This is a genomic window from Vibrio sp. McD22-P3 (genome assembly GCF_021568915.1).
Classification (GTDB): domain Bacteria; phylum Pseudomonadota; class Gammaproteobacteria; order Enterobacterales; family Vibrionaceae; genus Vibrio; species Vibrio mediterranei.
Genome location: NZ_JAKGTN010000002.1, coordinates 202,819 through 228,245, shown reverse-complemented (window position 1 = coordinate 228,245; position 25,427 = coordinate 202,819). Strand labels below are relative to the sequence as shown.

Below are 25,427 nucleotides of genomic sequence, written 5' to 3'. Positions count from 1 at the left end.
AAATTACGTCTACCGGCATCGCGTTACTTCGCCAAGTTACTTACTTCCTTGGTTACTTAAGTGCATCCCAAGTTTTTTGGATGTCATCAGCGACCTCTTTCGCAGGTTTGCCGCCACTGTAGTCGACCATACCTGTCCAGAATGCGCCGGCACCGATCTTACCTGGCATCAAGTCTGAACCATCGAAACGGAACGTCGTCGCATCCAACAAGATTTCACCTTGTTTCTTCAGAGTGTCGTTGCCATAAGCATTAACGTTGGCACCTTTATGCGGAGTCAGGAAGCCCGATTGAGCCATCCAGATTTCATGTGCGATTGGTGACTGTAAGAACTCCATAAATGCGCGTGCGGCTTTAGAATCTTTGGTAATGCTCCACATAGTACCTGCGCCAAGTACTGGCTTACCTAAGTCTTTTGATTCATACGCTGGGAAGTAGAAGAAATCAACGTCAGCACCTAGCTCTGTACCTTCTGGGAAGAAGCTTGGAATGAATGATGCCTGACGGTGCATGTAACACTTAGCTGGCGATGTAAACAAACCTTTTGGTGAATCACGGAAGTCCGTTGCAGCTACTGCACGTGCACCGCCGTCGACGAACTTATCGTTACGTACAAACCATCCAAACTCTTCGATAGCACCAACAACTTTCTCATCATTGAACTTGAGTTCGTTTGTAGTCCACTTATCGTAATCAGCTGGCGATTGAGTACGAAGCATCATATCTTCCACCCAGTCCGTTGCAGGCCAGCCCGTTGCACCACCAGAACCTAGCCCAACACACCACGGTGTTTCGCCATCTTCAACAATCTGTTCAGTCAGTGCTTTTAGCTCTTCCATTGATTGAGGTACTTCATAACCGGCATCTTCGAAGTTTTCAGGCACATACCATACTAGTGACTTCAAATCGACTTTATAGAAGAAACCATACAGATGATCTTTACCGTCTTTACCAGCAAATGTACCTAGGTCAACCCATGAAGAACCAGCGGCGTAGTTGTCATTGATCCAATCACCCATTTTAGGGTCAAGTGGAGTTAGGAAACCTTTAGAGGCTAAGTCTGCCGCTAAACCAGGCTGCGGGAAAATCGCAATGTTAGGTGCACTACCTGCTTGCACATCAATCGCAATTTGCTGTTCAAATGAGTCAGAGCCTGAATATTTCACATCGGCACCAGTTGCCTCTTCAAAATACGCAATGACACTTTCAACAAGCTCTTTATCTTCTGTTAACCAAGGACCAAAAATGGTGACCGTTTCACCTTTCAGATCCATATTTTTCAGCTCTTCGTAGCTTTGCCAGTTAAAGCGTGCGTCTTCGCCAGGTGCGAATTTTAAATCAGCGGCGAATGCGGAGGATGCAGAAACAGCAAGAGCTACTGCGCTAGCAAGTAGAGAGGTTTTCATCAGTAAGACTCCATGTATTCAGATACTTTGTTTCGTTTTTATAGTCAGTTCTTATGTCCTCGACTTAACTTCTTACTTAATTACTTAATCGGTTAAGCCGTTAATGAATACCATAAAACCTTATTGACAATTCGACCACTTTCTTGCCAAATCTTGTGCCTTTGATCATGTTTTGAAATACCTTGATTACAATTAAGTGACAAGCATCAAACAAATTATAATGGCTATGAAATTTTAATTTCGCATTCCTTCTTAATCGATTTAGACTCAACTGATAAATTTCGCTATTCTAGATTGCAGATAATATAAATATGGACAATGACTGATATGGAACGGAAGAAACCTACATTGAAAACCGTCGCCGCTCACCTAGGTGTATCAACGGCTACCGTATCAAACGCTTTCAACCGTCCAAACCAACTTTCGAAGGCGCTGAGAGAGAACATTCTGCTTGAATGTGAAAAACTCGGTTACACCGGCCCAAGTATCACTGCACGAAGCTTACGCACCGGAAAGACCGGCGTAATCGGAGTTTTGCTCGCAGACAACCTCGCCTATAACTTTACCGACCCAGTAGCTACTCAATTTTTAGCTGGAATATCAAAGACTTTAGACGAGTCTCATGTCAACATGCTGTTGCTGCCATCAAGCAGTGATAACTATCAGAATACCCAGGTTGAAACTATCCCCGATAGTTTCATAGTTTATGGCAAACCTGTGGACTCAAGCATAATCAACCTGATACTACGCCAGCATAAGCCTGTCGTGGCAGTCGATTTCGCCTTGCCTGACATTCCATCCATCAATGTCGACAACCGCAAAGCAAGCTACGACATAGCCATGCATGCTATTCATTCATCCGACGACAATGTGCTTATCTTGGGGCTGCGTCTTGAGCCATCAACATCGTTATCGCTTGCCAACCTCGACAATCTTTATACCAGCGAAGAGTCCGTTTCTCGTTGTCGTTTTGAAGGTTACAAAAAAGCTCTCGAGGAAAACGGCATACCGTTGTCATTCGAAAATGTCTGGCAAATTCACGATCTTGACGAAACAACGTTAAAAACCATGTTGCGTGGCACACTAACGGCCCCTAAGCGCGTGGATGTACTGCTTTGTATGAGCGATAAAATCGCTTTGGCCGCTCTGGAAGTGGCAAGAGAAATCAACATCGATATTCGAATTGTTGGCTTTGACGGAATACCCAAAGCTGCTGAAGCCGGCTTAACGACTATTCAGCAGCCTATTGAGAATAAAGGCCGAATCGCTGCAAAGATGGCGCTCGGCCAACTACCCTACGAATCTATCCAACTGGATACGGAGCTTATTATTCGTACCAGCAGTTAGACATTACCTCACTTGCTAAGGAGAATTGATCCATGAGTACGGAACAACTGGAAAAGCGTTGGTGGCATGACGCTGTCGTTTATCAAATCTATCCAAGAAGTTTCAACGACTCTAACGGAGATGGCATTGGTGATATCCCAGGTATTATAGAAAAATTGGATTACATCAAAGCCCTTGGCGCGAACGTCATTTGGCTCAGTCCTGTGTATAAATCTCCGATGGATGACAACGGCTATGATATTTCTGGCTATCGTGAAATTGCACCAGAATTTGGCACCATGTCCGATATGGAAAAGCTGCTATTCGAAGCGGATAAACGCGGTATCAAAATTGTCATGGATCTCGTGGTAAACCACACCTCAGATGAACACCCTTGGTTTATCGAATCCAAAAGCAGTAAGGATAATCCAAAACGCGATTGGTATATTTGGAAAGATCCCAAAGAAGATGGCAGTGAACCCAATAATTGGGAATCTTTCTTCAAGCCTAAAGCGTGGACACTTGATGAAGCGACCGGCCAATACTATCTGCACCTGTTTAGCAATAAACAACCTGACCTAAACTGGGCAAATCCAGAGGTACGTGAAGCGGTCTACGACATGATGCACTTTTGGCTGAAAAAGGGCTTAGGTGGTTTCCGAATGGACGTCATTAATATGATCGGCAAACCGTCAGACTATCCAGATGCAACTATTTTTGACGCAGGAGTAGCAGGTTGGGAGCATTGGTCAAATAACCTACTTGTGCACCAATATCTGCGTGAAATGCACGATAAAGTTCTGAAGCATTACGATGTACTCACCGTAGGTGAAACTCCCTTCACCACAACACTGGATGGCCGTTACTACTCTCACCCTGATCGCAATGAAATTAGTATGATCTTCCAATTCGAACATGTCAGCATCGACCGCGAAGAACACAATGCAGTGAAAAAAGATTTTGACTTAGTTCAGTACAAAGAAATCATGTCGCGCTGGCAGGAAGACTTATACCAGAAAGGTTGGAATAGTGTGTATTGGAGTAATCACGACCAACCTCGTACGGTATCGCGTTATGGCTCTGACTCTCCTGAATATCGCATCATCAGTGCAAAAATGCTCGGCACGGTTTTACATATGATGAGCGGCACCCCGTATATTTATCAAGGTGAAGAAATCGGCATGACCAATAAGCACTTCAATAACATCGAAGAGTTTAATGACCTCATGGCGAAGTTCCATTACCAGAAAATGATTGAACGTGGCGTTTCCAATGATGATGCCATTGAGTTTTTAAACTACTTCTCTCGTGACCATGCCCGTGTCCCAGTGCAGTGGGATACAAAAGCTCATGCAGGTTTCACTACAGGCACGCCTTGGCTCCCAGTGAATGAAAACTATGTGGAGATCAATGCAGAACAAGCGGTTAACGACGAGGATTCCATTTATCATCATTATCGCCAGCTTATCCAACTGCGCCAAGGTGAGGAATATGGGGATGTTGTGGTTTATGGCAATCATACGTTACTCGACCCACAAGACAGTGAAGTCTACGCATATATTCGCTCGAGCGGCGAAAAATCTTTGCTTATCATTGCTAACTTTACTGATAGTACCTTAGAGAGAACCTACCAATACGGTGTGAAACAAGTCATACTAAATAACTATGATGATGCACCAAGCTCACTACACGAGCTAGTATTGAAGCCTTATCAAGCCATGATCATTGATATTGAATAACTAAGGCAAATTTAGTAAAAGCAGCGATTAACAACATCGCTGCTTTTTTGTTGGGGTACAACAGTTATCGTGTTGTATCAATATGGCTACAGTGCACCAAGCCTGGCTCTAACGACACGCTCACATCGACTCACTTCAGAAGCCTGTTTCGGGATCACTAGAATCGTATCATTGCCACCAATAGTCGCCAAAATATCAGCGTGCGGGTCAATATCAATCAAGCGAGCAATAAGCTGGGCACTTCCAGGGTGAGTTTTCACGACAACGAGAGACTGATTGTTAGTGATCAGCTCGATCTGTGACGAAATAGAAGAGTCAACACGAACAGGGCTGTTCTCCGACGTTAGACAATACGCCTTTTTACCGCAGGCATTTTGAACTTTGACTACTCCCAGGTTGGTCAATAGACGAGAGACCGTCGATTGACTAATCCCATCATAACCAAGGTCTACCAGTGCTTCGCGGAGCTTATTCTGTGTAGTAAAGCTCTGCTGCTGAAGAAGCTTCTTACATACATCTGTCAGTTTTTGATCGACATCGAGCATGTCGTTACAAGTTGGAGTTTCATACATGTTATCACCTGTAAAATATTGAAACTCATCCATGAGTGGGTTCGTGATCTTGTATTTGTTTCGCTGGTATAACGTAACAATTAATCGTTCTGAAAAATCCCGATCCAATCGCATTGTTACAGCAACTTATTGCTACTTTAGTTAAGATGAGAGGACATTCCTGTTCCTCTCATGCAATATGCTAGCCCTTTAGCTACCTAAGGTCGCGACCATTACCGCTTTAATCGTGTGCATACGGTTTTCCGCTTCATCAAAGACAATAGAATGCTCGGATTCAATCACTTCGTCGGTCACTTCGCAGCCATCAGCTAACATTGGATATTCTGCTGATAAAGACTTACCCACCGTCGTATCTTCGCCATGAAAAGCAGGCAAGCAGTGCATGAATTTCACGTTTGGATTGCCTGTCGCTTTGAGCATTTCCATATTGACCTGATAAGGCAGCATCAACTTGATACGTTCAGCCCAGGCTTCTTTTGCTTCACCCATAGAAACCCAAACGTCTGTATATAGGAAGTCACACCCTTGAACACCTTCACGTACGTCTTCCGTGAGTATAATTTTCGCTCCGGTGTGTTTAGCAATGGATTGACATTCCGCAACAAGTGCTTCTTCAGGCCAGAACTGTTTTGGCGCAACTAAATGGATTTCCATACCCATTTTTGCCGCGCCTACCATTAACGAATTACCCATGTTATTACGAGCATCCCCTAAGTAGGCAAAGCGAATATCTTGCAATGGACGACCTGGAGCATGCTCCATCATGGTCATAAAGTCTGCAAGAATTTGAGTTGGGTGGAATTCGTCTGTCAAGCCGTTCCAAACCGGTACACCTGCATAAGCACCAAGCTCTTCAACGATAGATTGACCATAGCCGCGATACTCAATCCCGTCGTACATACGCCCAAGTACCCGAGCGGTATCTTTCATTGATTCTTTATGGCCGATCTGCGATCCCGTAGGCCCAAGATAAGAAACTTGTGCTCCTTGATCGAATGCCGCCACCTCAAAAGCGCAACGAGTGCGGGTCGATGTTTTTTCAAAGATGAGCGCGATATTTTTGCCTTTTAAACGAGGTTGTTCGTATCCGTTGTACTTGGCTTTTTTAAGTTCAATGGACAGCTCAAGCAAGTGCTGAATCTCACGAGGAGTAAAATCTAGAAGTTTAAGGAAGTTGCGATTGCGAAGATTGAAAGCCATATTGTGTTCCTTTTCTATCTATGCGTGTCAGTCACGACATCACTCTGCTACTGACACGCTCGTGCTTTAATTTAAATACGTATTCGACGACAAAATTAGTGTTTTGAAATCGTGGTACCTGCGGTCCCTTCAAGAATGCGAAGACCATCTTGTAGCGCGCCGATCCCCACCATTTGCCCACCTTGATTAATAAACTCACACGAGGCATCAATTTTAGGCCCCATTGAACCTTCATCGAACTGGTAACGTGACAGTTCTGATGGTGTCGTGGCTCTCAACGCATGTTGAGTTGGTTTACCCCAATCTAGGTAAACGGCGTCGGCATCAGTTAATATCAGTAATCGGTCTGCGTGAAGTTGTTTGGCAAGGAAAGCTGCCGACATGTCTTTATCAATCACCGCCTCAACTCCAACCAGCTTGCCATCTTTATGCGTGACCGGAATACCACCCCCACCAGTGCAAATAACAAGGTGCCCCTCATCAATAAGGGAGGTGATAGCTTCGTGCTCAACAATGCCAGTTGGTAATGGACTTGGGACCACACGGCGGAAATAATCACCATCAGGTTTCACAGTCCAATTATATTTCTCAGCCAGTTCACATGCCTCCTGCTTGTCATAGACAGGGCCAATAAACTTGGTAGGATCTTTGAATGCCGGATCGGCTGGATCCACAGTCATTTGGGTCAACATGCAGGTGATATTCTTGCTGGGCATTTGATTCTTGAACTCTTGCATCAACATGTAGCCAATCATGCCCTGTGTCTCGCTACCCAATACATCAAGTGGGTAAGGACTCACTTTCTTATATTCCAGTCCTTGCAATGCTAATAGCCCGACTTGAGGGCCATTTCCGTGCACCAATACGACGTTATATTGCAGGGCAATTTCCGATATGGTTTTAACCGCGATTTCAATATTGTGGCGTTGTACTTCTGCTTCGAGTGGCTCTCCGCGCTTTAGTAAGGCATTACCACCCAAAGCAACAACGATAGTTTGTTTCTTCATAATCTTTTATCCAATACAGGTAATCAAAAGCGAAGTGACTAAATACCATCACGTTCAATTGGGCAGCTCATACAACGCGCACCACCGCGGCCGCGGCCAAGCTCATCACCAGGGATTGGTAGTACGGTAATGCCGGCTTTATCGTACTTCTCGTTGGTATAGGTGTTGCGTTCGTAACCAATAACAACACCGGGTTTGACCGTCAGGACGTTATTTGCATCATTCCATTGTTCACGTTCAGCTTCGAAGTTGTCGCCTCCAGTAGTGATAAGATTTAACTTGTCGACCTGTAACGCTTTTTCGATCGTCGTAATGTACGAATTCTGCTGCGTAGCCGTTACTCGACCGGATTCATCACCAGTAAGACTCCAACATTTCACGTCATCAGGAATAACATTAGGGTAGATGGAGAACGTATCCTCACGCATGTGTGTCATAACCGTATCTAGGTGCATGCATGAGCGATCTTTCGGTAGTTCTAAAGCAATAACCTGCTTAGCTTGGTTATTCTTAAATAAGCTCGATGCTAAATGCTCTACGCCCTGTGGCGTGGTACGCTCAGACATGCCGATCAACACAGAGCCTTTACCTATGACCAGTACATCTCCACCTTCGATAGTCGAGTGATCATACGATTGCTGCTCATCACCAAAGTATTTAATGAAGTCTTGTCCAGCAAAGGTCGGATGCCAGCGATATATTGCACGTAAATGATTTGTTTCCCTTTGACGAGCGACCTTCGCCATCGGGTTGATAGAGACACCACCATAAACCCAGCATGATGTATCACGAGTAAATAAGTGATTTGGCAACGGGTCGATAATGAAATCGTTAGCTTTATATAAAGATTGCAACATTGACGAAGACTCAAGCGGCATTTCACCAAATGACAAGCCCCCAGTAAGTACTTTAGCTAATTCGATGTTTGGCATATCACTCAAATAACATCTCACATCGTTGGCAAAGGTATTGCCATAACGAAAATCTGAAACCTGAATATTTAGCAGCCAATCTTTTGCTTCTGAAATAGCGAGAGTTTCAGCAAGTAAATTTGTTAGAAGTAAAACCTCAACACCTTGTGATTCTAGTGTTTTGGCAAAAACATCATGCTCTTCGCCAGCCTTCTCTACCGCTAGTACATCGTCAAACAACAGTTGATGGCAGTTAGAAGGCGTTAAGTGAGTGAGAGCACGTCGTGGACGATGTATTAAGACACGGCGTAACTGACCAACTTCAGAACCAACATATAGTTTATTCATAATCATGTCTCTCTAATATTATAAGAACCAAAATCGTTCTTTATGGAATATATTAATAGCTTCGTTGTGGTGTAATTAATATGTACCAATCATTCAAAATAATATTGGACACCGATCACACAAATATATATGTAAACAAAGGCGTCATAAAAGTGGCTGTTAACAATATTTATTCCTTGATAAATATAATTACCGAGAATTAATCTGGCATATTAAATGAAATAGTATGCATGGATTATTCGTGAAGCAGTCATAGTTACGTTCTTTTAAGAAACTTGATTCGCATTATTAATTCTAATGGATATGATTACTTGGAAGAAATATGCATTGGCTTTTGTTAGTTACCTATTCCTAGCTCACCTCCTCTGTATCCATTAACAATTTTTAGTCTATTTTCGTGATAAATATCACATTCAAGAGACCGTCGGACATAAGCGATAGAACGCTGCTCATATTCAAACAAAAAGGAGAAAAATTGGTATTTCGTCACAAGGGTATAGAAGTGACGACTATCTTTCGCAGCTAACTCAGAAACTGCAACAAAAAAAGCCCACTGCTAATAGCAATGGGCCAGTATAAAGACTAGGCAAACGAACATTTAACCGACAAGCGTACCAATACTAAGCATTACCACGCAGAATACGGTCAGAATAGCCATTAGTGGAGCCACCCATTTCAGCCATCTCACGTAAGGAACCCGAGCTATAGCAAGACCTCCCATCACAACAGCAGAGGTTGGAGTTATCAAATTCACCAGCCCTGAAGCGGATTGATACGCTGTAATAACCAACTCTCGACCAACACCGGCAAAATCACCTAGAGGGGCCATTATCGGCATCGTCAACACAGCCAGACCAGAAGTCGAAGGCACCAAGAAAGACAATAATATTTCTAGGAAAAACATAACATTAACAAACACGATCGAAGAAAGACCAGTGACAATATGTTCCGCAGAATTCAATATGGTATCAGTGATCATCCCTCGGTCCATCACAACAACGATGCCTCGAGCAATACCAATAATCAAAGCTACTCCGAGTAAGTCTCTCGCTCCTTCAATAAAGCTATTGATGAAAGATTCTTCACTCATTCTAGCGACAAGCCCAACCAAGATCGACGAGGCTAGGAACATCGCAGAGATCTCTGCCATCCACCAGCCAGCAACCGAAACACCGTATATCATTACAGCAAATGAACCACCAAAGATCGCTAAAATCACTTTTCTCGTTATAGTGAAATCGAGTTTTTCCTCTCCTTTATTACCGAGGAAATGAGCCTTGTTCTCCTCGTGTTTATCATAAACAATGGATTTAGACGGGTCAGCCTTGACCATTCGAGCATATCTCATGACATAAGCAACACAGATGATCCACCCAAGCACTAACATGGCTAGACGCAATAAAATACCATCGGTAAAAGGAATACCTGATGCATTCGCAGCAATCACCGTAGCAAATGGATTAATTGTGGAACCCAGAACTCCAATCCCAGCTCCCAATAAGATGGTAGCGGCCGCTACAAGTGGGTCAAATCGAGCTGCCATCATTACTGGGACGAGAAGTGTGTAGAATGGTAGAGATTCTTCTGCCATCCCATAGACAGTGCCACCCGCGGCAAACAAGGCCATAAGGATGGGAATCATCAACTCTTCTCTACCCTCTAACTTGTGAGTTACACGCTCAATTCCAGCATCTATCGCTCCGGTCTTAGTCACTAATCCCAAGAAGCCACCAATGACTAATACAAATAACGAGACATCAATTGCACCTGCTTCATAACTATTGTGATCATAGAAGCCATCAATAGGAGCCATTAAGACGTCGATTGGAGTTTGTGGATTACTTTCTACGCTAGAATAAGTTCCAGCCACTGGAACTTCTCTGCCCAGATCTTCATTCATCACTCTCTCATATTGACCCGCAGGAATAATCCAGGTCATGACTGCAACGATAGCAATCAACACAAATAAAATGGTATAGGCTGAGGGAAACTTGAAATTTGCAAAAAAGCCTCCCGACTTTTTCGGCTCGTGAACGACGTGGGTAGTCATAGTATTCTCCTTAGTAGAAGGGCTATCCTGCTACTTTAGCTGTATGTTTTACATTCAATCACCACATTGAAGCCATAAGAATTACTAATCATAATTTCAAAGAAAATATACGCCTTTATTTACTGTTATTCTTGTGCCTTGTTCACACTTATTCTTGCAATAGTTAAATGGCCGCTGAAATAGAATTATTTGTCTGGATTAATAATTAGATATTTTTGAAGAATATTCGCAAACAAAACAATCTCAAATGATAACTACTTTTGAATTTGGATATTTATTCAGATATATAATTATAAATATCTAATGAAATGAATTTTCTATTTTTTGAAGAATGTCACTCAAAATGCTATTAGCTAACGAAGTCACGAGACAAAATGCCGCAGCACTAAAGAACTAACACTATCGTATCGTTCTGTAATGCTACGTTATTTCGATTCGAACTTATCGGTCTCAATAAAGTTCAGTACCAATGAGGTTACATAAGGATCACGACGTAGCCTATCGTGTTTGATATCTACTTCAATAAAGTCTCGCATACCATCAAGTTTTGTCGATTCCACCGAGACTAGCCCATCGTTGCTCTTGCTAAACATGCCACTGAAAACCGGGTAGCTTTGCGTACCTGCTATGACACCGAAATCGTAGTTTGGAATTGGCAAACTGTTTGGGAATGAATTAGGACTGGTTGTTAGCGATTCAGCGGTACCACCCACTAGAGATAGCATCCAAGTGTCCGAAAAGAAATCAGCAACATCACTACCATGGTTGGGAGTACCAACAAACACCACTTTTCCCATCTCCGATGAGTCGACAAAATCAGGGTGCTGTGCCAAGTACGAGCGGATCACCAATCCACCTAATGAATGCCCAACAAAGTGAATTTTCGACTGATTAGTTACAAGGTTTTTTGAGTGATTAAATTCGTCAATACATCGAGAGAGCTCCTTGGCACTCTCGGCAAGCGTATTTTCAATAGGCTGGCGAAGCGTTGGATAATCCACGACACAGACTTGATAGCCTTGTTTGGCAATACCTTTTGACATATTCTGCATCGACCAAGCGCTTCTCGCTAAGCCGTGCACTACAACAACTTGATCTAAGTGGTGTGCATTTAGTTCATTATCGACGGTTTCTATCTCCGGCTTACTGCAACCCACTAGAGCAAGAGCGGTCAATATTGCCATACTGACTTTCCACTTCATTCCACGCCTCCTAACCTCGATACCACCCCCAGAATATCAAAGTGGTTTAACCACTTCTACACCATCTCTGTAAGACTTTCATTCCAATTCTAAGTAAATTTACAAAAAACCAAAAACCACTGTACCGCTGAGTTTTTAATCGGCTATTCAATATGCTGCAGTGTGAAAGCTAACAATTTAAAACTTATGCGCTCATTACTCGCCGAACGCAAAGAAATCTTATTATATTCACTGTTTTTATGTGTCCATCACTAACAAAACTACTGCCGTATTAACCCTTGGTATCACGTATATATTGGCTAAAGAACTTATTCGTAAATTTTGAGCCTTAGTCGCTATTTTTCTATCTAATGCGTAGAAATAGCCTTTCTTTCCCAACATACATTCACCGCATCAATATAAAACTTGTTTGATATGCATTCCAAACTTTCTAAGGTGTTGAAGAGTGCACTCATTTAATTCCAATTTGCTCCGCCTATTACATGTTGCGACCAGAACTCGTAACAGGCGTAAATAACTAAGGAATATATTATGAGAACAAGATTAAGTTACCCTACAATGATTCTCCCCGCATTGATGTTGGGGATGCTGCTGAGTACCTCACTGACCTTCGCCAATGTCGATTCTGATGGCGACGGAGTTCCCGACCTTGAAGATATTTATCCCTGGGACGACACCAAGTCTGCCTTACCTATTCACCGATTACCTTCCATTGTGGAAGCGGAAGATTACGACCTTGGTGGACAAGGCATCGCCTACTTCGACAAAGAACCAGAGAACCGAGGGGGAAAGCAATACCGTAACGATGGTGTGGACTTCTCTACTCACAGTGATGGACAGGTACACGTTGGCTGGTTTGCACGCGACGAATGGATCAACTACACCGTACAAATCGAAGAGGATGCCTACTACGAATTTTCTGCTTGGTTAGGTTCTTCTGCCGACAAAACCAAACATGTAGAACTGCGTAAGGGCACAGAGGTGTTGTTCCGGATTCCATTCCTTTCCTCCACCCAGATTACTCGCGAGTTTGAGCAAACCTCACCTCAAACCATTTGGTTAACTAAAGGGGAACATACGTTTACGCTCGCAGCAGTAGAAGGTTCAATCCGTATTGATCGCTTGCAGTTTGACTTATCGCCCCTTTCTAAAGACTCTGATAACGACGGTGTCGTTGATGCCGAAGATGCCTTTCCCTATGACCCTAACGAATCTGTCGATACGGACAGCGATGGCATTGGAAATAACAAGGACATTGATGATGATGGAGATGGTGTTGCCGATATAGACGATGATTATCCACTTGACCCAGAAAGGTGGAAAAATGAGGTCACCATTATCTCCCCAGATAGCTGCAATGGTTTAGAGAACCAAGCACTACTATGCAATGTGTTAGCAAACGACCTAGACCCTGAAGGTGATGAACTAACCATCGTCATTGCATCTGAACCAAACTATGGAACAGTTACCGTTGTCGAAGGACAAATACTATATCAGCCAAATGCTGACTTTGTCGGCTTAGATGGCTTCTTCTACCATGTAGAAGACGGATTTAACCGATCGCAACCAGTTTGGGTCGACATTCAAATCGACCGAACCACGACAATCGAAAATCCAGCCACCATATACACTGCTGGTTGGGAAAACGGTCTAGCAGATTCCGGCTTACCTGGGGAACTCACCCCCTCTTTTTCTAGTAGTTACGACTCACTCACCAAAATACCCGCCAGCTATCACTATTACGAGGTAGCTCAAGTAGACTGGGCTCGCACAGGTAATCATGTGATGAAGTTTTACGGCGAGCCACCAGCTTATCGAAGCGAAACAGCCTTTATGGATGGCCGCTATCAGTACGCACCGGGAGATGACTTCTATTTTAGTGCCAGTATTCGCCCCGATGCATCTTGGCAGACCATCACTAAGTACTCCATTATCTTGGCACAGTGGAAGTCATTCAGTTCTGGTCCTCACGCCGCAGTGCGTCTAAGCAATGATGGGCTTTTCAGACTCAGCTTCCACGCACCTAACTATCCGGTGATCGATTTAGGCGTTGCACCACAAGACCAATGGACTGATATTCGTATCTACTTTAAAAAGTCTTTGGCCGACGATGGACGAGTAAAAGTCTGGGTCAATGGTGAGCTGAAGCTCGACCGGAAAGGTAAAAACATGCTGATTAGCAATAATGGCTACACCAAGATCGGAATGTATACAGAAATTCGCAGTCCTAGGACAATCTATTTCGACAACGTTTCTGTCTCTAAAGCCATTAATAGAGAGTTGGATGCTTGGGGACGCTCCCCCGTGGATGGTATCTATAATGACAGTGACGATGACGGTAAAAGTAATGGCTTAGACCCGTATCCATTTGACACAGAACGTTAGCCTTCGTCACTCTTGCAGCGACGGTGTGAAAACCGTCGCTAAGCTAACCCAAGGTACGGTTATCTACTCAAGAATCTAGCCACATACCAACAGTCGGCTTCAATCTGATAGCCTTGCTCTCTAGCCCACGCAAGACCGTGATCGACTAACTGTTTTGCAGCGCCCTTTCCACGCAGTGATTCTGGTACAAAGGTGTGAGTAAAATTAACCGTATTACCCGAAAGCTTGTAATCCAATACCGAGTCTTGCCCGTTCGAAGAGAGTACAAATCTCTGTCTATCTTGTTGATGTTCAATCATGATATTTCGTGCCCTAATTGCGCTAGATATTGTTTCATAAACGCCACTCTACTGATTGCTTCCTGTTTACCCGCTTCGGTTTTCATTGTGTCTGCAATGGAAAATAGCTTGATGTAAAAATGGTCAATGGTGAACTTGGCATCGTCAGCAGAACGCTCAATGCAAAAAGGGTCATCAGTACTATACAAAGTTCGACCTAGACTGGTCGCAACCTGAATACAACGTGTAACACCTATAGCACCCAATGCATCTAATCTGTCAGCATCTTGTACTACTTTATCTTCAATAGAATCGGTTGCGATATTAGCGGAAAAACTGTGCGCGACAATCGCATGGTGGATGGCATCAATATGCAGCTCTGGGTAACCTATTGATCTCAAAAACTGACACGCCTTGTGTGCCGCGATAGTTGAACTGCTCGCACGTTCTGGATGATCTTTAGGATAAGTAAAGCAATCATGCAAATAGGCCGCTGGAATAACCACATCCAAATTAGCGTTTTCTGTCACTGATAAGCGTTTAGCACAATTAACGACCCGTAATACATGGTTAAGATCATGCGCCGCATCAGTGATCATTTCCGCTCGAATAAAGTCCAGAAACTGAGGAATCCATTTCTCATTAAACACTGATAGTACCTTTGATAAGCGTAATCGCTTGACCACTAAGCTCAATACGGTCTTGTTTCAACATCATACCAACGTAGCCTCCGCGCTCAGAATCTTGGAAGCCAATTAATGAACACTTATTGAGTTTATCGGCCCAATAAGGAGCCAATGCACAATAGGCAGACCCCGTAACAGGATCCTCATTGACTCCAACCCAAGGAGCAAAATAGCGAACGATGAAATCCACATCACTACGCTCAGATTTAGCCGTTACCGCCAATGCTCGACCTTCACATTGGTTAAGAGCGTGAAAATTTGGAGTTAGATGATGCAGGCGTTCTTCACTTTTCATCACCAGTAAGTCTTTACCACCTTCGAACTCACCCCAGAACTCGATATCCTCTTCTTTCAGACCCAGAGCCTCCAATTTCGCAAGCGACATGTTAGCCTCATTGGCAGGATAAAGTGGAAAATCTAAGGAAATACGTTCACCAACTTTCTGCGCATGAAGCTCCCCAGAAAGCGTATGAAAACTGCATTTTCCATCTTTTTCTAACAGCCCTATTTCATCTAGTACATTAACAGTAGCCAGTGTGCCATGGCCACAAAGCGCCACTTCCAGTTGAGGTGTAAACCAACGCAAGCGGTTATCGGATAATGATAGAAATGCGGTTTCTGAGATCGCCATTTCCTTAGCGATAGACAACATTAACGATGCGGGTAACGGTTCTTGAGTAATACACACACCAGCAGGGTTGCCCTTGAAGGGCTCACTGGAAAATGCATTTACCTGATAAATATCTAACTGCATGACGACTCCTTATGGACCGTTACTACTTTAAAGGATAGATAAAATAATCGCGAGAAGAGTTTAAATGTTATGGGTGATGATCTCGTCTGTTATCAACTCGTAGATATCAAAAAGAACCAAGACGCGATCAATATGCATCGAAAATCACATCTTCCGAGAAAAATCTGTGGTCATTGTGACAAGCCTTTCACTTGGCGAAAAAAATGGCAACGCTGCTGGGAGCAAGTTCGCTATTGCTCAAAGCGATGCTCAAGTAAAGCGCGTGGAGCTAAGAAAACGTCAGAATGTTAAACATTGTCACCACCGAATATCACTGCCATCGTAAGCAATGAACCGACCGTTGTCTTCTGGTCTAAGATTTTCCAAAACGTGGAACAGTAATCCTGCGGTTTTATCTGGCGCGAATAGCTGTTTTTCTGGCACATTGGCTTGAAAAGGCAGAGAAAGTTCGGTGTCCGTCGTTCCAGGATGTAAAGCTATCGTGCAGGAACGTTTGATTAAGCGACCCCATTCAATACTTATGTTCTTCACTGCCATGTTCAACGCGGCTTTTGAGCAGCGATAGCTATACCAGCCACCTAATTCATTATCGTCAATGCTACCTACTCTTGCGGATATAGTAGCGAAGCGGGGGGCATCCGACCTTCTGATAAAAGGTAAAATGTGCTTTGCTAACAGCAAAGTAGGCAGAGTATTGACTTGAATACTGGTCATAAGGTTGTTTGAGGTAACTGCCTTTAAACTCTTTTCAGGAGTAAGCTCATTTATCGACAAGACACCAACACAATTGATGACCCAATCTAGATGGTCAACCTCAGCATCGAGTGACGTCGTTAACGAGCTATAGTCATCTTCTACGGTGACATCCAAAGCATACCAGCGCAATCGCGCGTGCTGCACTCTAGGCTGAGCACGGCGATAAGTAGCAAAAACATTGGCATTGGTGTGAGTCAGAATATGTTGGCTTAACGCACTCCCTATCCCTCCAGAAGCACCAACGATCAAAACATTCAATGGCTGCATCTATACCTCACAGGCGCTCTATTCGAGCTATATTTGCTTCGGCCGTTGTAAGATGTTCATCCTGTACTTCGGGAGCCAATCTGTCCCAAGTCCGATAAATCATCGCTGTGCGGGGGTTCTTACTCAACCACTCACGATGCTTATGCATAAACCGCCAGTAGAATCCGTTAAAAGGACAGGCTTGTTGGCCTGAACGCTCTTTGACGTTATAAAAACACCCACTACAATAGTCACTCATTTTGTTGATATAGCCACCACTGGAACCATAAGGTTTGGTCGCAATAAGTCCTCCATCTGCGTATAAAGCCATACCTCGGGTATTGGGCATTTCTACCCACTCAATCGCATCAACATAAATACCAAGATACCATTGCTCTACTTGGTCTGGGTCCAACTCTGTGAGCAACGCGAAGTTACCAGTCACCATTAAACGCTGAATATGATGAGCGTAAGCGAAATCAAGAGACTGAGTGATGGCTCGCTTCATACAACTCATCTTTGTCTCGCCATTCCAAAAATATTGAGGTAGCGCCCTAGAGGCTTTTAACGCATTGGCCGTCGAGTAGTCTGGCATATTGCTCCAATACATGCCTCGAATATACTCACGCCAACCAAGTATCTGTCGGACAAAGCCCTCAATCTGTGCAAGCGTGATCTGCCCATCAGAGTGAGCATACTGTTCAATGGCTGCATACAGCACCTCTAAAGGGGAAAGCATCTTACAGTTAAGCGAAAATGAAAGGCGGCTATGGTACAGACTCCACTGACTCTCATGCTGTTCCGTCATCGCATCTTGAAAACGGCCAAAATTGGGCAAACAAACTTGGCAAAAGTGTGCCAGTAGAGTGAGAGATTGAGAACGATTAATCGGCCAAATGAGTTGTTCACCAATTCGTCCTATCGAAGTGAGGTTGTGACGCTCTATCCGAGACACCGTCTCCTTCGTCGGTGACGCAAACAATAACGGTGTGGGTAGCGCCTCTATGTCGGATTTTTTTAGTTTGTTGCGATTATTAGCATCATAACTCCATTTACCGCCAAGTGGTTTGGTTTCACTTTCCATCAACATGCCATGTTTCTTGCGCATCTTGCGATAAAAGTGGTCCATGACTAATGCTTTACCTCTAACGAAATAGGTTTCTAATTCTGAAAAAGGCAGTAAAAAGTGTTCAGACTCCACCAAGGTGGCTGAAAATTGTGGGTGAGAAAAGCGAGACAACTGGTCAAGCAGACGATATTCGTCTGGCCTTTGATACTCAAATCTAACGATGTTGTGTTGCTCACCGACTGAAGCAATCAGCTCCGTTAAAGAGTCAAAGTCGCAAGTGTCATCTAGAGTGAGATAGTGAACGTGATGCCCTTGCTGCATTAAGCTTTGCGCAAAACTTTCCATGGATAGGAAGAACGCCACTTGCTTTTGAATATGATGCGTCACGTATTCAGATTCTTGCTTTAGTTCGGCGATTAGATAGAGGACATCATTGTCCAGTTGAGAGAACCATGAATGTTGGCTATCCAATTGGTCACCCAAGACGAGTCTCAGCGTTTTGTATCCCATTTTCATTCCTATCAGTCCTGAATTGGCCAATCCGTCATATCCACCGCGTTCAAACTGGAATTAGGCCGGTCACCCTTCCACTTACGGATGAAAACACTTTCAGGATCATAGAGTTGGCTCTGTTTATCTAAATCAAACTTTCTGTTCCCCCTTGGGTCAGCACCCACCCCAGCCAAATATTGCCAATTTCCCCAGTTCGACCCGACATCATAATCAATAAGCATGTGCTGGAAATAGCACGCACCATAGCGCCAGTCGAGTGACAATTCGTGCACCAAACAGCTCGCGACCAGTTGCCTCCCTCGGTTAGACATGTAGCCTGTCTCACGGAGTTGGTTCATACAAGCATTCACAATGGGAAACGGCGTGTTGCCTTCGACCCACTGACGTAATCTTGAGGCATAAAAAGTGGTCAGGGGACGCTTGTCTTGTATCCCACCAAATGCAAACAGCTTGGCGCCATGTTTGTGGCTGTACCAATGAAAGTACTCGCGCCAGAGTAGTTCAAACAGAATCCAGTGAGTGGACTCGTTACTACCATGCTTTTGCTCGAAACGGTGTAGTTGATTCACCACTGCTCTGGGCGACACATTGCCGTTGGCTAACCAGAGAGAAAATTTGGTCGAGCTGCTCCAGTTATCGAGTTCGTTGCGTGTGGATTTGTAACTAAGCGCCGCCTGAGTAGCAAAGTAGTCTCGCACATGCCCTAAGCCCGCCAGTTCACCTCCACGAACGCTGCTATGAAGCTTCAAAGAAGACGGTTCGCACCCATAGCTGGCAGGGAGGCCATCTCGATTATTCATTGGAGGTGGTAGCTGGGTCGTAGTTTGAGATGGGGACGGCACTACAATACTTTCCAATTTATTCTTGAAACGAGTGAAAGAGTGTGGCAAGTCTTCTAAGTCAAAAGGCAGTAACGTTTGGTGAAATAAGGACTCGGTATCATCACGATGCAAAACGATATCGGTGCGCTTGAAGAGCGCTTTAGTAACCACATAGTCAATGTACCAGCTTGCACTGTTCGCTACATACAGATCAGTAATCGAATAATAGTCGAACATCTGTTCTAGCTGGCTCACGGCCTCATCAAGGCTGGTGACGGAAACTTGATGTAGTACTTGCCCGAGTTGCATCAGAGATTGGTTCAGCTCACCCAGCGCCTGCATTTTGAACTCTCGCTTCGCTGAATCGTCTATCTCTACCGGCAGAAAGCGTCTGTCGTACATGGTTTTCAGCTCATCAAAGTACACGCAATGCAGTCTGTCGACGTGCTCGCTGGCCTTTTGCAATAACTTATTGTCGTGCAACCGGAGATCATGGTTGAACCAATAAATTCCTCTTCTTTTTGACATACCATTCCCCAACGTCATCTTTTCCCAGACATCTGATACGCAGTAACACCCTTGATAGCTTAGAAGAGAGTTGGTCATTCTGTGATTCCATCACGTAGAAACTTTGTTGAAGCTATAAACAACACCTCAAGGAGGGCTTTGGGATGTCATTGAAAAAAAACCTCGATAAACTCGCTCCTCATTTTGAAGCTGGAGGCAAATACCAAACTTTTTATCCACTTTATGAGGCAGTCGCCACGTTGTTTTACACGCCTGGGCACGTCACTCGAGGACAGACACATCTGCGGGATAGTATTGACCTCAAACGCATCATGATAATGGTTTGGATCGCTGTATTCCCCGCAATGTTCTGGGGGATGTTTAATATTGGCAACCAGACTGTCGCAGCGCTATCGGTCACCTATTCCCCAGAAGAAATCAATCAAATGATCGCCGAAAGCTGGCGCCTATCATTGGCATTTGGCTCTGCCAATGATCTGATTGCGGCGGGCTGGGCAAGTAAAATGTTGTTTGGCGCTAGCTACTTCTTACCTGTCTACCTCACCGTATTTATTGTGGGCGGTTTTTGGGAAGTCCTGTTTGCTATCGTCCGCAAGCACGAAGTTAACGAAGGTTTCTTTGTCAGCTCAATCTTGTTTGCTCTCATCCTCCCGCCAACTATCCCGCTTTGGCAAGCAGCATTAGGGATAACCTTTGGTATTGTGGTCGCTAAGGAGGTTTTCGGCGGTACAGGGCGCAATTTTCTAAATCCGGCTCTCGCTGGACGGGCATTTCTTTACTTCGCCTACCCCGCTCAAATGTCTGGAGGGGCCGTATGGGTCGCCGCAGATGGTTATTCGGGCGCTACACCGCTAAGCCAATGGTATGAAGGTGGGGAGAGTGCCCTTTATAGTACCCTAACCGGACAGCCATTAACGTGGTGGGATGCTTTCTTTGGCAACCTGCCTGGGTCTATGGGCGAAGTATCAACAATACTGATTGTGTTGGCGGGTATATTCTTGATAGCAATCGGAATCGCCTCTTGGCGAATTGTGGCGGGAGTCTTAATTGGCCTCACCGTAACCGCCACCATGCTAAATGCCATTGGTTCGGATTCCAACCCTATGTTTTCGATGCCCGTTTATTGGCATTTCGTCATTGGTGGTGTCGCTTTTGGTACCTTTTTTATGGCAACCGACCCAGTGTCCGCTGCGTTTACTGATACAGGGAAATGGGCCTATGGTTTACTGATAGGAGTTATGACTATTGGTATCAGAGTGCTCAACCCAGCCTATCCGGAAGGTATTATGCTCGCCATATTATTTGCTAATTTATTCGCACCGCTATTCGACCACTTCGTGAAAGAGGCCGTAGTTAGACGGCGAGAGAGGCGCATTAGCAATTAGCCGCTACAAATTTACACAGCCAACAAATAATGGCGTTAATTTTAATGCATTTTATAAATAGCGCCATTATTGAACCAAAATCACGTTAATATTTGAGTCCGTTTTCAAAAACTGAACTTTCTAAAGTGACAAACTACTGAACTCGTTGGATAATTATAAATAATCGGACCAGAAGAGTCTGAGTTCAAATTAAGTGCAAGCCTCGCCAATCAGAATGAGCCAAGGACAATAGTTAGATCATGAAAAAGAACGATTTTCAGAAATCGGCGGCTAATTTAAAAAAAGCAGTACCATTGATGGTAAAACACCACGTTCCCGCGACGCCTGCCAATTATGCACTTTGGTATACTTATGTCGATCAGACCATTCCAGAACTGAACGCTGAAGTTGACGCTATTCTCAAAGATTTCGACATTTTACCGCCCGCAAACACCAATCTACTTTATCGCGACCATATTGCCGGCAAAGCCGAAGTCAATTTGCAAGATCTCAAGCACAATATGGAAGCCCTAGTTACTGAAGTTTCAAGTTCAATGACGGATGCCATCGCCGATACATCACAGTTCTCCAAAGTACTTGAGCAAAGTTTTGACGGATTAAGCACGCAAATAGAATCGCAGCGCGATCCGACACTTGATGAAGTAATGCCTTTGATTCAACAGTTGGTTGACGAAGCAAACGATATTCGCCATTCAACCGACTTCATTCATAACCAGTTAAAAAACGCCAGTGATGAGATAGCACGCCTAAAATCACAGTTGGCTAAGGTTCAATGCAATGCGTTATTCGATAGTTTGACGTCATTGTATAATCGCGGAGCGTTTGACGCCGACCTCAACATGTTCTGCGATGCTAAGCAGCCAATGAGCCTCATTTTTTTGGATATTGACCACTTTAAGAAATTCAATGACGAATTCGGGCACCTATTTGGTGATACGATCTTAAAAGGCATTTCACAACGTCTAAAACAAGCTTGTCGAGGTGGGATAACTGCCTACCGTTTTGGCGGAGAGGAATTCGCATTGATCATTCCTAATAAGTCCTTGAGAGTGGCAAGACAAATGGCGGATGCACTGCGTCTGGCCATTGAAAAAATGACGATTAAAGATCGAAAAAATGGTTCAAAGGTCGGCAATATTACCGCTTCCTTTGGTGTCGCTGAATTTACAGCAGGTGATACCTACACCTCACTGGTCGATCGCGCAGATAAGATGCTTTATGATGCCAAACGAGCAGGCCGCAACCGAGTTATGCCTTTTTAATCGCTCAGTAAAAACCCTAGTCATAAATTAGAATAACAAGGGCAGATAATTCACTCTCTGCCCCTTTTATTACGTCACGATAAATACTGCTCTATATCTACTTCATCAATCTGTTCAGGGTTTAAGAACTTCATGGCAAATGTTTGGTAAACCCCAGACGTCAAGAATAGCTTAAATAACTCTGCATCAAGGTGTTGGTCTTTGACCATAAAAGACATGATCTTAATCGACTCTGATAACGTCTTGGGTTCTTTATAAGGTCTATCTGCACTGGTCAACGCTTCAAAGACATCGGCTAACGCCATCACTCTGGCAGTAAGCGGCATTTCATCGGCTTTGAGCCCCATAGGGTATCCAGTTCCATCCACTTTTTCATGATGACCGCCAGCTATAGCAGGAACATTACGCATTCCTTTTGGAAATGGCAGACTCTCCAGCATCTTAATGGTTTCAACGATATGGTTGTTAATCACATAACGCTCCTCATCGTTTAACGTGCCTTTGCGAATCGATAAGTTATACAGCTCTCCCAAATTATTCTGATACATCGGTTTTTTAAGCGTAAATCGAGTCGAAGGCTCTGTTTCAACTGCCCATGGAATGGCATGATATGGCTGATCGGCCAACACCGACTCACTTTCACCAGGTTTTGTTTCAGCTTGCTCATAACGTCGACGCTCTTCCCAAGACAACCCTTGGCCTTCATCAATAGTTTTAGTCCATTGCCGCTGAGCGATAGAATGAAGACGTGTCACCGCATCATCCGTCATAAACTCACCGCCTACATTCGTGGCGGCAATAAAGGCAAAGTCGTCATCAATGCGCTGCCATTTAGCGTCTAGCTGTTGTTGTAATTCAAACGATAAAGGTTCACCTAGGGCCTGCTGTAATATCAAGATATGTGCGTCACGTTTAAGCACCTCGAATCGTGTTCTTATTTCGTGAATGCGGTTATAGATTGTCTCTAGCTTCACTGCTTTATCAACCACATGTTCTGGCGTCGTTACCTTGCCACAGTCATGTAGCCAAGCTGCCAACTGCAACTCTTGCCACTCTTCAGATGACAGCTTAAAGCCTTTAAATGGCTCAGTTTCAGACTGCTCGGCGGCTTTGGTCAACATTTCTGTTAGTACTGGAACACGTTGACAGTGATTACCCGTGTATGGAGATTTCGTATCAATCGCGCCCGCCATGACCTCAATAAACGAGTTAAGCAACGCTTTTTGATTAGCAAGAATTTGCTGAGACTCAATGGCAACAGAAGCGTATTCGCTTAATGATTCAATAAATGGCAAACGTGTGGTCGACAACGTATCAAGCTGTTCACTTTCAATAATCAAACCGAAGCCACCTAACACCTGACCACCTCTGTCTAACAACGGTAAAAACAAGAACACGTCATGGGTTCCTATTTGCGGAATAGCATGCTTGATGTCCTGATATTCGACCGCTAACGCTTTTGGTCGGGTGCCATTTAAAGATTCGAATAAATACGCTACATCGCGGTTCTTTGCATCAAGTGGTGACAGTGCAGAGAGATCAAACTTATCGTCCGTTTTTGAAATCACACTGTGCGGAATCAACACGTTGTCATCATCACTTAGATACAACAAAGCACGCTTCGCACTGGTCGCATCTAGTGCTCCGTTAGCCACTAAATCCAACAAAGGTTTCAACTCGTCTTGCCTTGCAATCGCATTGGTCAATAGCAAGAATCTAGATAGTGTCTGCTGCATCCCAAACAGAGCTTGAGATAAGTCATGAATCTCTTTGATATGTGACTTTTGCGGTGTCTTTCTAGAAAAGTCAAAGCTCTCTATTTTCTGTGCTCGTAGCGTTGCCCTTCGAATTGGCGCAGAAACACGCTGCGCTGCAATATACACAAAAGGAAGGGCAATCAATAAAACGATGAGTGAGGTCAGGATTGATCGCTTGGCGATAACTTGAGACTTATCCAACAACTCTGTGGATTTCACCACCATCATCAAATACAAGTCATGACCGGAGTTATTGACCGACTTAGTTACTTTACCTATCCATTTTTCACCGTCGACATAAAATTCATGTACGGTATCTACCGTATTGCCAAATAATAGAACGGCTTCGTGAACAACAGGGTTATCAATATCTTCAATAAGAATGGTGGCACTATCCAAGGCGCCTTCTTGAATAATTACTTGTTTTGGGTTGCTGTAGGCGTACAAGCGCCCACTTTCATCATAGAGCACCCGAAATGAAGATTTACGACTGATGGTTTCAGCAAGCACCTGAGAAATTTGATCCAAGGTGATGTCCGCGGCGACCACTGCGCCACTCTCGGAACGCCTTGACACTGTGACACCAATCTTTCCTAACTTTTGGAAATAGTAGGGTGCAGACATAGATACGGAGTCGGAGTTAGCAATACTAAACCACTCTCGCTCTCTTAAGTCGGTCTGATATCCATCTTGTGAGGTAAAGTTAACCAATTCGTGCTCTTCATCGTACTCGTATCTATGTAATTGTTGCTGGTCAGCATAGTAACTAAACACCACATAGTGTGCCTCAGGAGAAACCTCAAACCCCTTTTGGATCTTACGGTCAAATACTCGATAGACACTGAAATGGTCACCATTAGGTAGCGTTAAGGTATAGGAAAAAATAGAAGGGCTAGCGGATAATAAATAGCTGATTTCGGGAACGTAACCGAGACGTTCGTCATGCGTTGAAAAACGACTCAACTGCCCTTTGGAAAATGCAGTAACGGTTGAAAATGCAGGACTATAATGGTGAAGCAAATTGGCTCTCGCTTCACCAGAGATTCGGTCAAATAGATGGTCATTAGCGTCAACCAATACTTTATTTAAGCTTGAATACGTAAGCCATAACTGCACACCGCACACCAACATCACAATGATGATAAACAAACTCGATATGTGGATGTGCAGTGGGTAACGGAACCAGCTTTTGCCCGCCCTTTTGAAATCCATTTCACGTACCTAAAA

Annotated in this window: 20 protein-coding genes; 6 read left to right on the top strand and 14 right to left on the bottom strand. The window is 44.1% G+C overall.

The genetic code is table 11. From position 1 onward, the window contains the following. Positions 1-52 precede the first annotated feature (52 nt). Entirely contained in the window at positions 53-1,405 is a 1,353-nt protein-coding gene (locus tag L2W36_RS03085) for an ABC transporter substrate-binding protein (protein WP_006070304.1), read from the bottom strand. 327 nt (positions 1,406-1,732) lie between these two features. Between L2W36_RS03085 and L2W36_RS03080 the strand changes: the two genes are divergently transcribed. Both L2W36_RS03080 and L2W36_RS03075 read left to right on the top strand, forming a co-directional pair. Further along, positions 1,733-2,752: a LacI family DNA-binding transcriptional regulator gene (locus tag L2W36_RS03080; protein WP_006070303.1), complete on the top strand. Its 1,020-nt coding sequence runs from the start codon at positions 1,733-1,735 to the stop codon at positions 2,750-2,752. Between the two features lie 32 nt (positions 2,753-2,784). Further along, entirely contained in the window at positions 2,785-4,470 is a 1,686-nt protein-coding gene (locus L2W36_RS03075; protein WP_124941495.1) for a glycoside hydrolase family 13 protein, read from the top strand. A gap of 86 nt (positions 4,471-4,556) precedes the next feature. On the opposite strand, the gene L2W36_RS03070 is transcribed toward L2W36_RS03075, so the two are convergent. The 6 genes from L2W36_RS03070 to L2W36_RS03045 form a co-directional block, all read right to left on the bottom strand. After that, positions 4,557-5,042, bottom strand: a complete 486-nt coding sequence (locus tag L2W36_RS03070) for an arginine repressor (protein ID WP_050798595.1) — start codon at positions 5,040-5,042, stop codon at positions 4,557-4,559. Positions 5,043-5,231: 189 nt separating this feature from the next. Continuing rightward, positions 5,232-6,242: an ornithine carbamoyltransferase gene (locus L2W36_RS03065; protein ID WP_006070300.1), complete on the bottom strand. Its 1,011-nt coding sequence runs from the start codon at positions 6,240-6,242 to the stop codon at positions 5,232-5,234. Between the two features lie 95 nt (positions 6,243-6,337). Further along, entirely contained in the window at positions 6,338-7,249 is a 912-nt protein-coding gene (gene arcC / locus L2W36_RS03060) for a carbamate kinase (RefSeq protein WP_031495405.1), read from the bottom strand. Positions 7,250-7,287: 38 nt separating this feature from the next. After that, positions 7,288-8,508, bottom strand: a complete 1,221-nt coding sequence (gene arcA / locus L2W36_RS03055; RefSeq protein ID WP_124941496.1) for an arginine deiminase — start codon at positions 8,506-8,508, stop codon at positions 7,288-7,290. A gap of 598 nt (positions 8,509-9,106) precedes the next feature. Then, a complete protein-coding gene (locus tag L2W36_RS03050) occupies positions 9,107-10,558 on the bottom strand; it encodes a YfcC family protein (protein ID WP_124941497.1) in 1,452 nt (483 codons plus the stop codon). Between the two features lie 425 nt (positions 10,559-10,983). Continuing rightward, positions 10,984-11,760, bottom strand: coding sequence for an alpha/beta fold hydrolase (locus L2W36_RS03045; RefSeq protein ID WP_031494072.1), 777 nt, complete (start codon positions 11,758-11,760; stop codon positions 10,984-10,986). Between the two features lie 531 nt (positions 11,761-12,291). Between L2W36_RS03045 and L2W36_RS03040 the strand changes: the two genes are divergently transcribed. Next, positions 12,292-14,145, top strand: coding sequence for a heparin lyase I family protein (locus tag L2W36_RS03040; RefSeq protein ID WP_236109296.1), 1,854 nt, complete (start codon positions 12,292-12,294; stop codon positions 14,143-14,145). A gap of 59 nt (positions 14,146-14,204) precedes the next feature. Here the strand turns inward: L2W36_RS03040 and L2W36_RS03035 are convergent, their stop codons facing one another. Genes L2W36_RS03035 through L2W36_RS03025 form a run of 3 tightly spaced genes read right to left on the bottom strand, consistent with a single transcriptional unit; the run spans position 14,205 to position 15,863 of the window. Continuing rightward, positions 14,205-14,444: a GNAT family N-acetyltransferase gene (locus tag L2W36_RS03035; RefSeq protein ID WP_236109294.1), complete on the bottom strand. Its 240-nt coding sequence runs from the start codon at positions 14,442-14,444 to the stop codon at positions 14,205-14,207. Continuing rightward, complete coding sequence (locus tag L2W36_RS03030; RefSeq protein WP_236109394.1) at positions 14,441-15,022, bottom strand: HD domain-containing protein; 582 nt, start codon at positions 15,020-15,022, stop codon at positions 14,441-14,443. The genes L2W36_RS03035 and L2W36_RS03030 overlap by 4 nt, the downstream gene beginning before the upstream one ends. Positions 15,023-15,065: 43 nt before the next feature. Beyond that, complete coding sequence (locus L2W36_RS03025) at positions 15,066-15,863, bottom strand: PhzF family phenazine biosynthesis protein (RefSeq protein ID WP_006070292.1); 798 nt, start codon at positions 15,861-15,863, stop codon at positions 15,066-15,068. A 132-nt stretch (positions 15,864-15,995) separates the two neighbouring features. Here L2W36_RS03025 and L2W36_RS03020 point away from each other — a divergent pair, with 132 nt between their 5' ends. Beyond that, positions 15,996-16,154: a DUF2256 domain-containing protein gene (locus L2W36_RS03020; RefSeq protein WP_006070291.1), complete on the top strand. Its 159-nt coding sequence runs from the start codon at positions 15,996-15,998 to the stop codon at positions 16,152-16,154. 6 nt (positions 16,155-16,160) lie between these two features. Here L2W36_RS03020 and L2W36_RS03015 read toward each other — a convergent pair whose 3' ends face one another. Genes L2W36_RS03015 through L2W36_RS03005 form a run of 3 tightly spaced genes read right to left on the bottom strand, consistent with a single transcriptional unit; the run spans position 16,161 to position 19,796 of the window. Beyond that, the gene (locus tag L2W36_RS03015; protein WP_236109293.1) at positions 16,161-16,886 is read right to left on the bottom strand and encodes an SDR family NAD(P)-dependent oxidoreductase; all 726 of its coding nucleotides are present in this window, start codon (positions 16,884-16,886) and stop codon (positions 16,161-16,163) included. Between the two features lie 7 nt (positions 16,887-16,893). Continuing rightward, positions 16,894-18,444 (bottom strand): cryptochrome/photolyase family protein, encoded by a 1,551-nt coding sequence (locus tag L2W36_RS03010; RefSeq protein ID WP_236109291.1) that lies wholly within the window; start codon positions 18,442-18,444, stop codon positions 16,894-16,896. A gap of 11 nt (positions 18,445-18,455) precedes the next feature. Next, on the bottom strand, positions 18,456-19,796 hold the full coding sequence (locus L2W36_RS03005; protein ID WP_236109393.1) for a DASH family cryptochrome: 1,341 nt from the start codon (positions 19,794-19,796) through the stop codon (positions 18,456-18,458). 143 nt (positions 19,797-19,939) lie between these two features. On the opposite strand from L2W36_RS03005, the gene L2W36_RS03000 reads away from it, so the two are divergent. Both L2W36_RS03000 and L2W36_RS02995 read left to right on the top strand, forming a co-directional pair. Next, entirely contained in the window at positions 19,940-21,181 is a 1,242-nt protein-coding gene (locus L2W36_RS03000; RefSeq protein WP_236109289.1) for an NADH:ubiquinone reductase (Na(+)-transporting) subunit B, read from the top strand. A gap of 239 nt (positions 21,182-21,420) precedes the next feature. Then, complete coding sequence (locus L2W36_RS02995) at positions 21,421-22,443, top strand: GGDEF domain-containing protein (protein WP_063602991.1); 1,023 nt, start codon at positions 21,421-21,423, stop codon at positions 22,441-22,443. A 74-nt stretch (positions 22,444-22,517) separates the two neighbouring features. Here L2W36_RS02995 and L2W36_RS02990 read toward each other — a convergent pair whose 3' ends face one another. Continuing rightward, positions 22,518-25,412 (bottom strand): HD domain-containing phosphohydrolase, encoded by a 2,895-nt coding sequence (locus L2W36_RS02990; RefSeq protein ID WP_236109288.1) that lies wholly within the window; start codon positions 25,410-25,412, stop codon positions 22,518-22,520. Between the last annotated feature and the right edge of the window lie 15 nt (positions 25,413-25,427).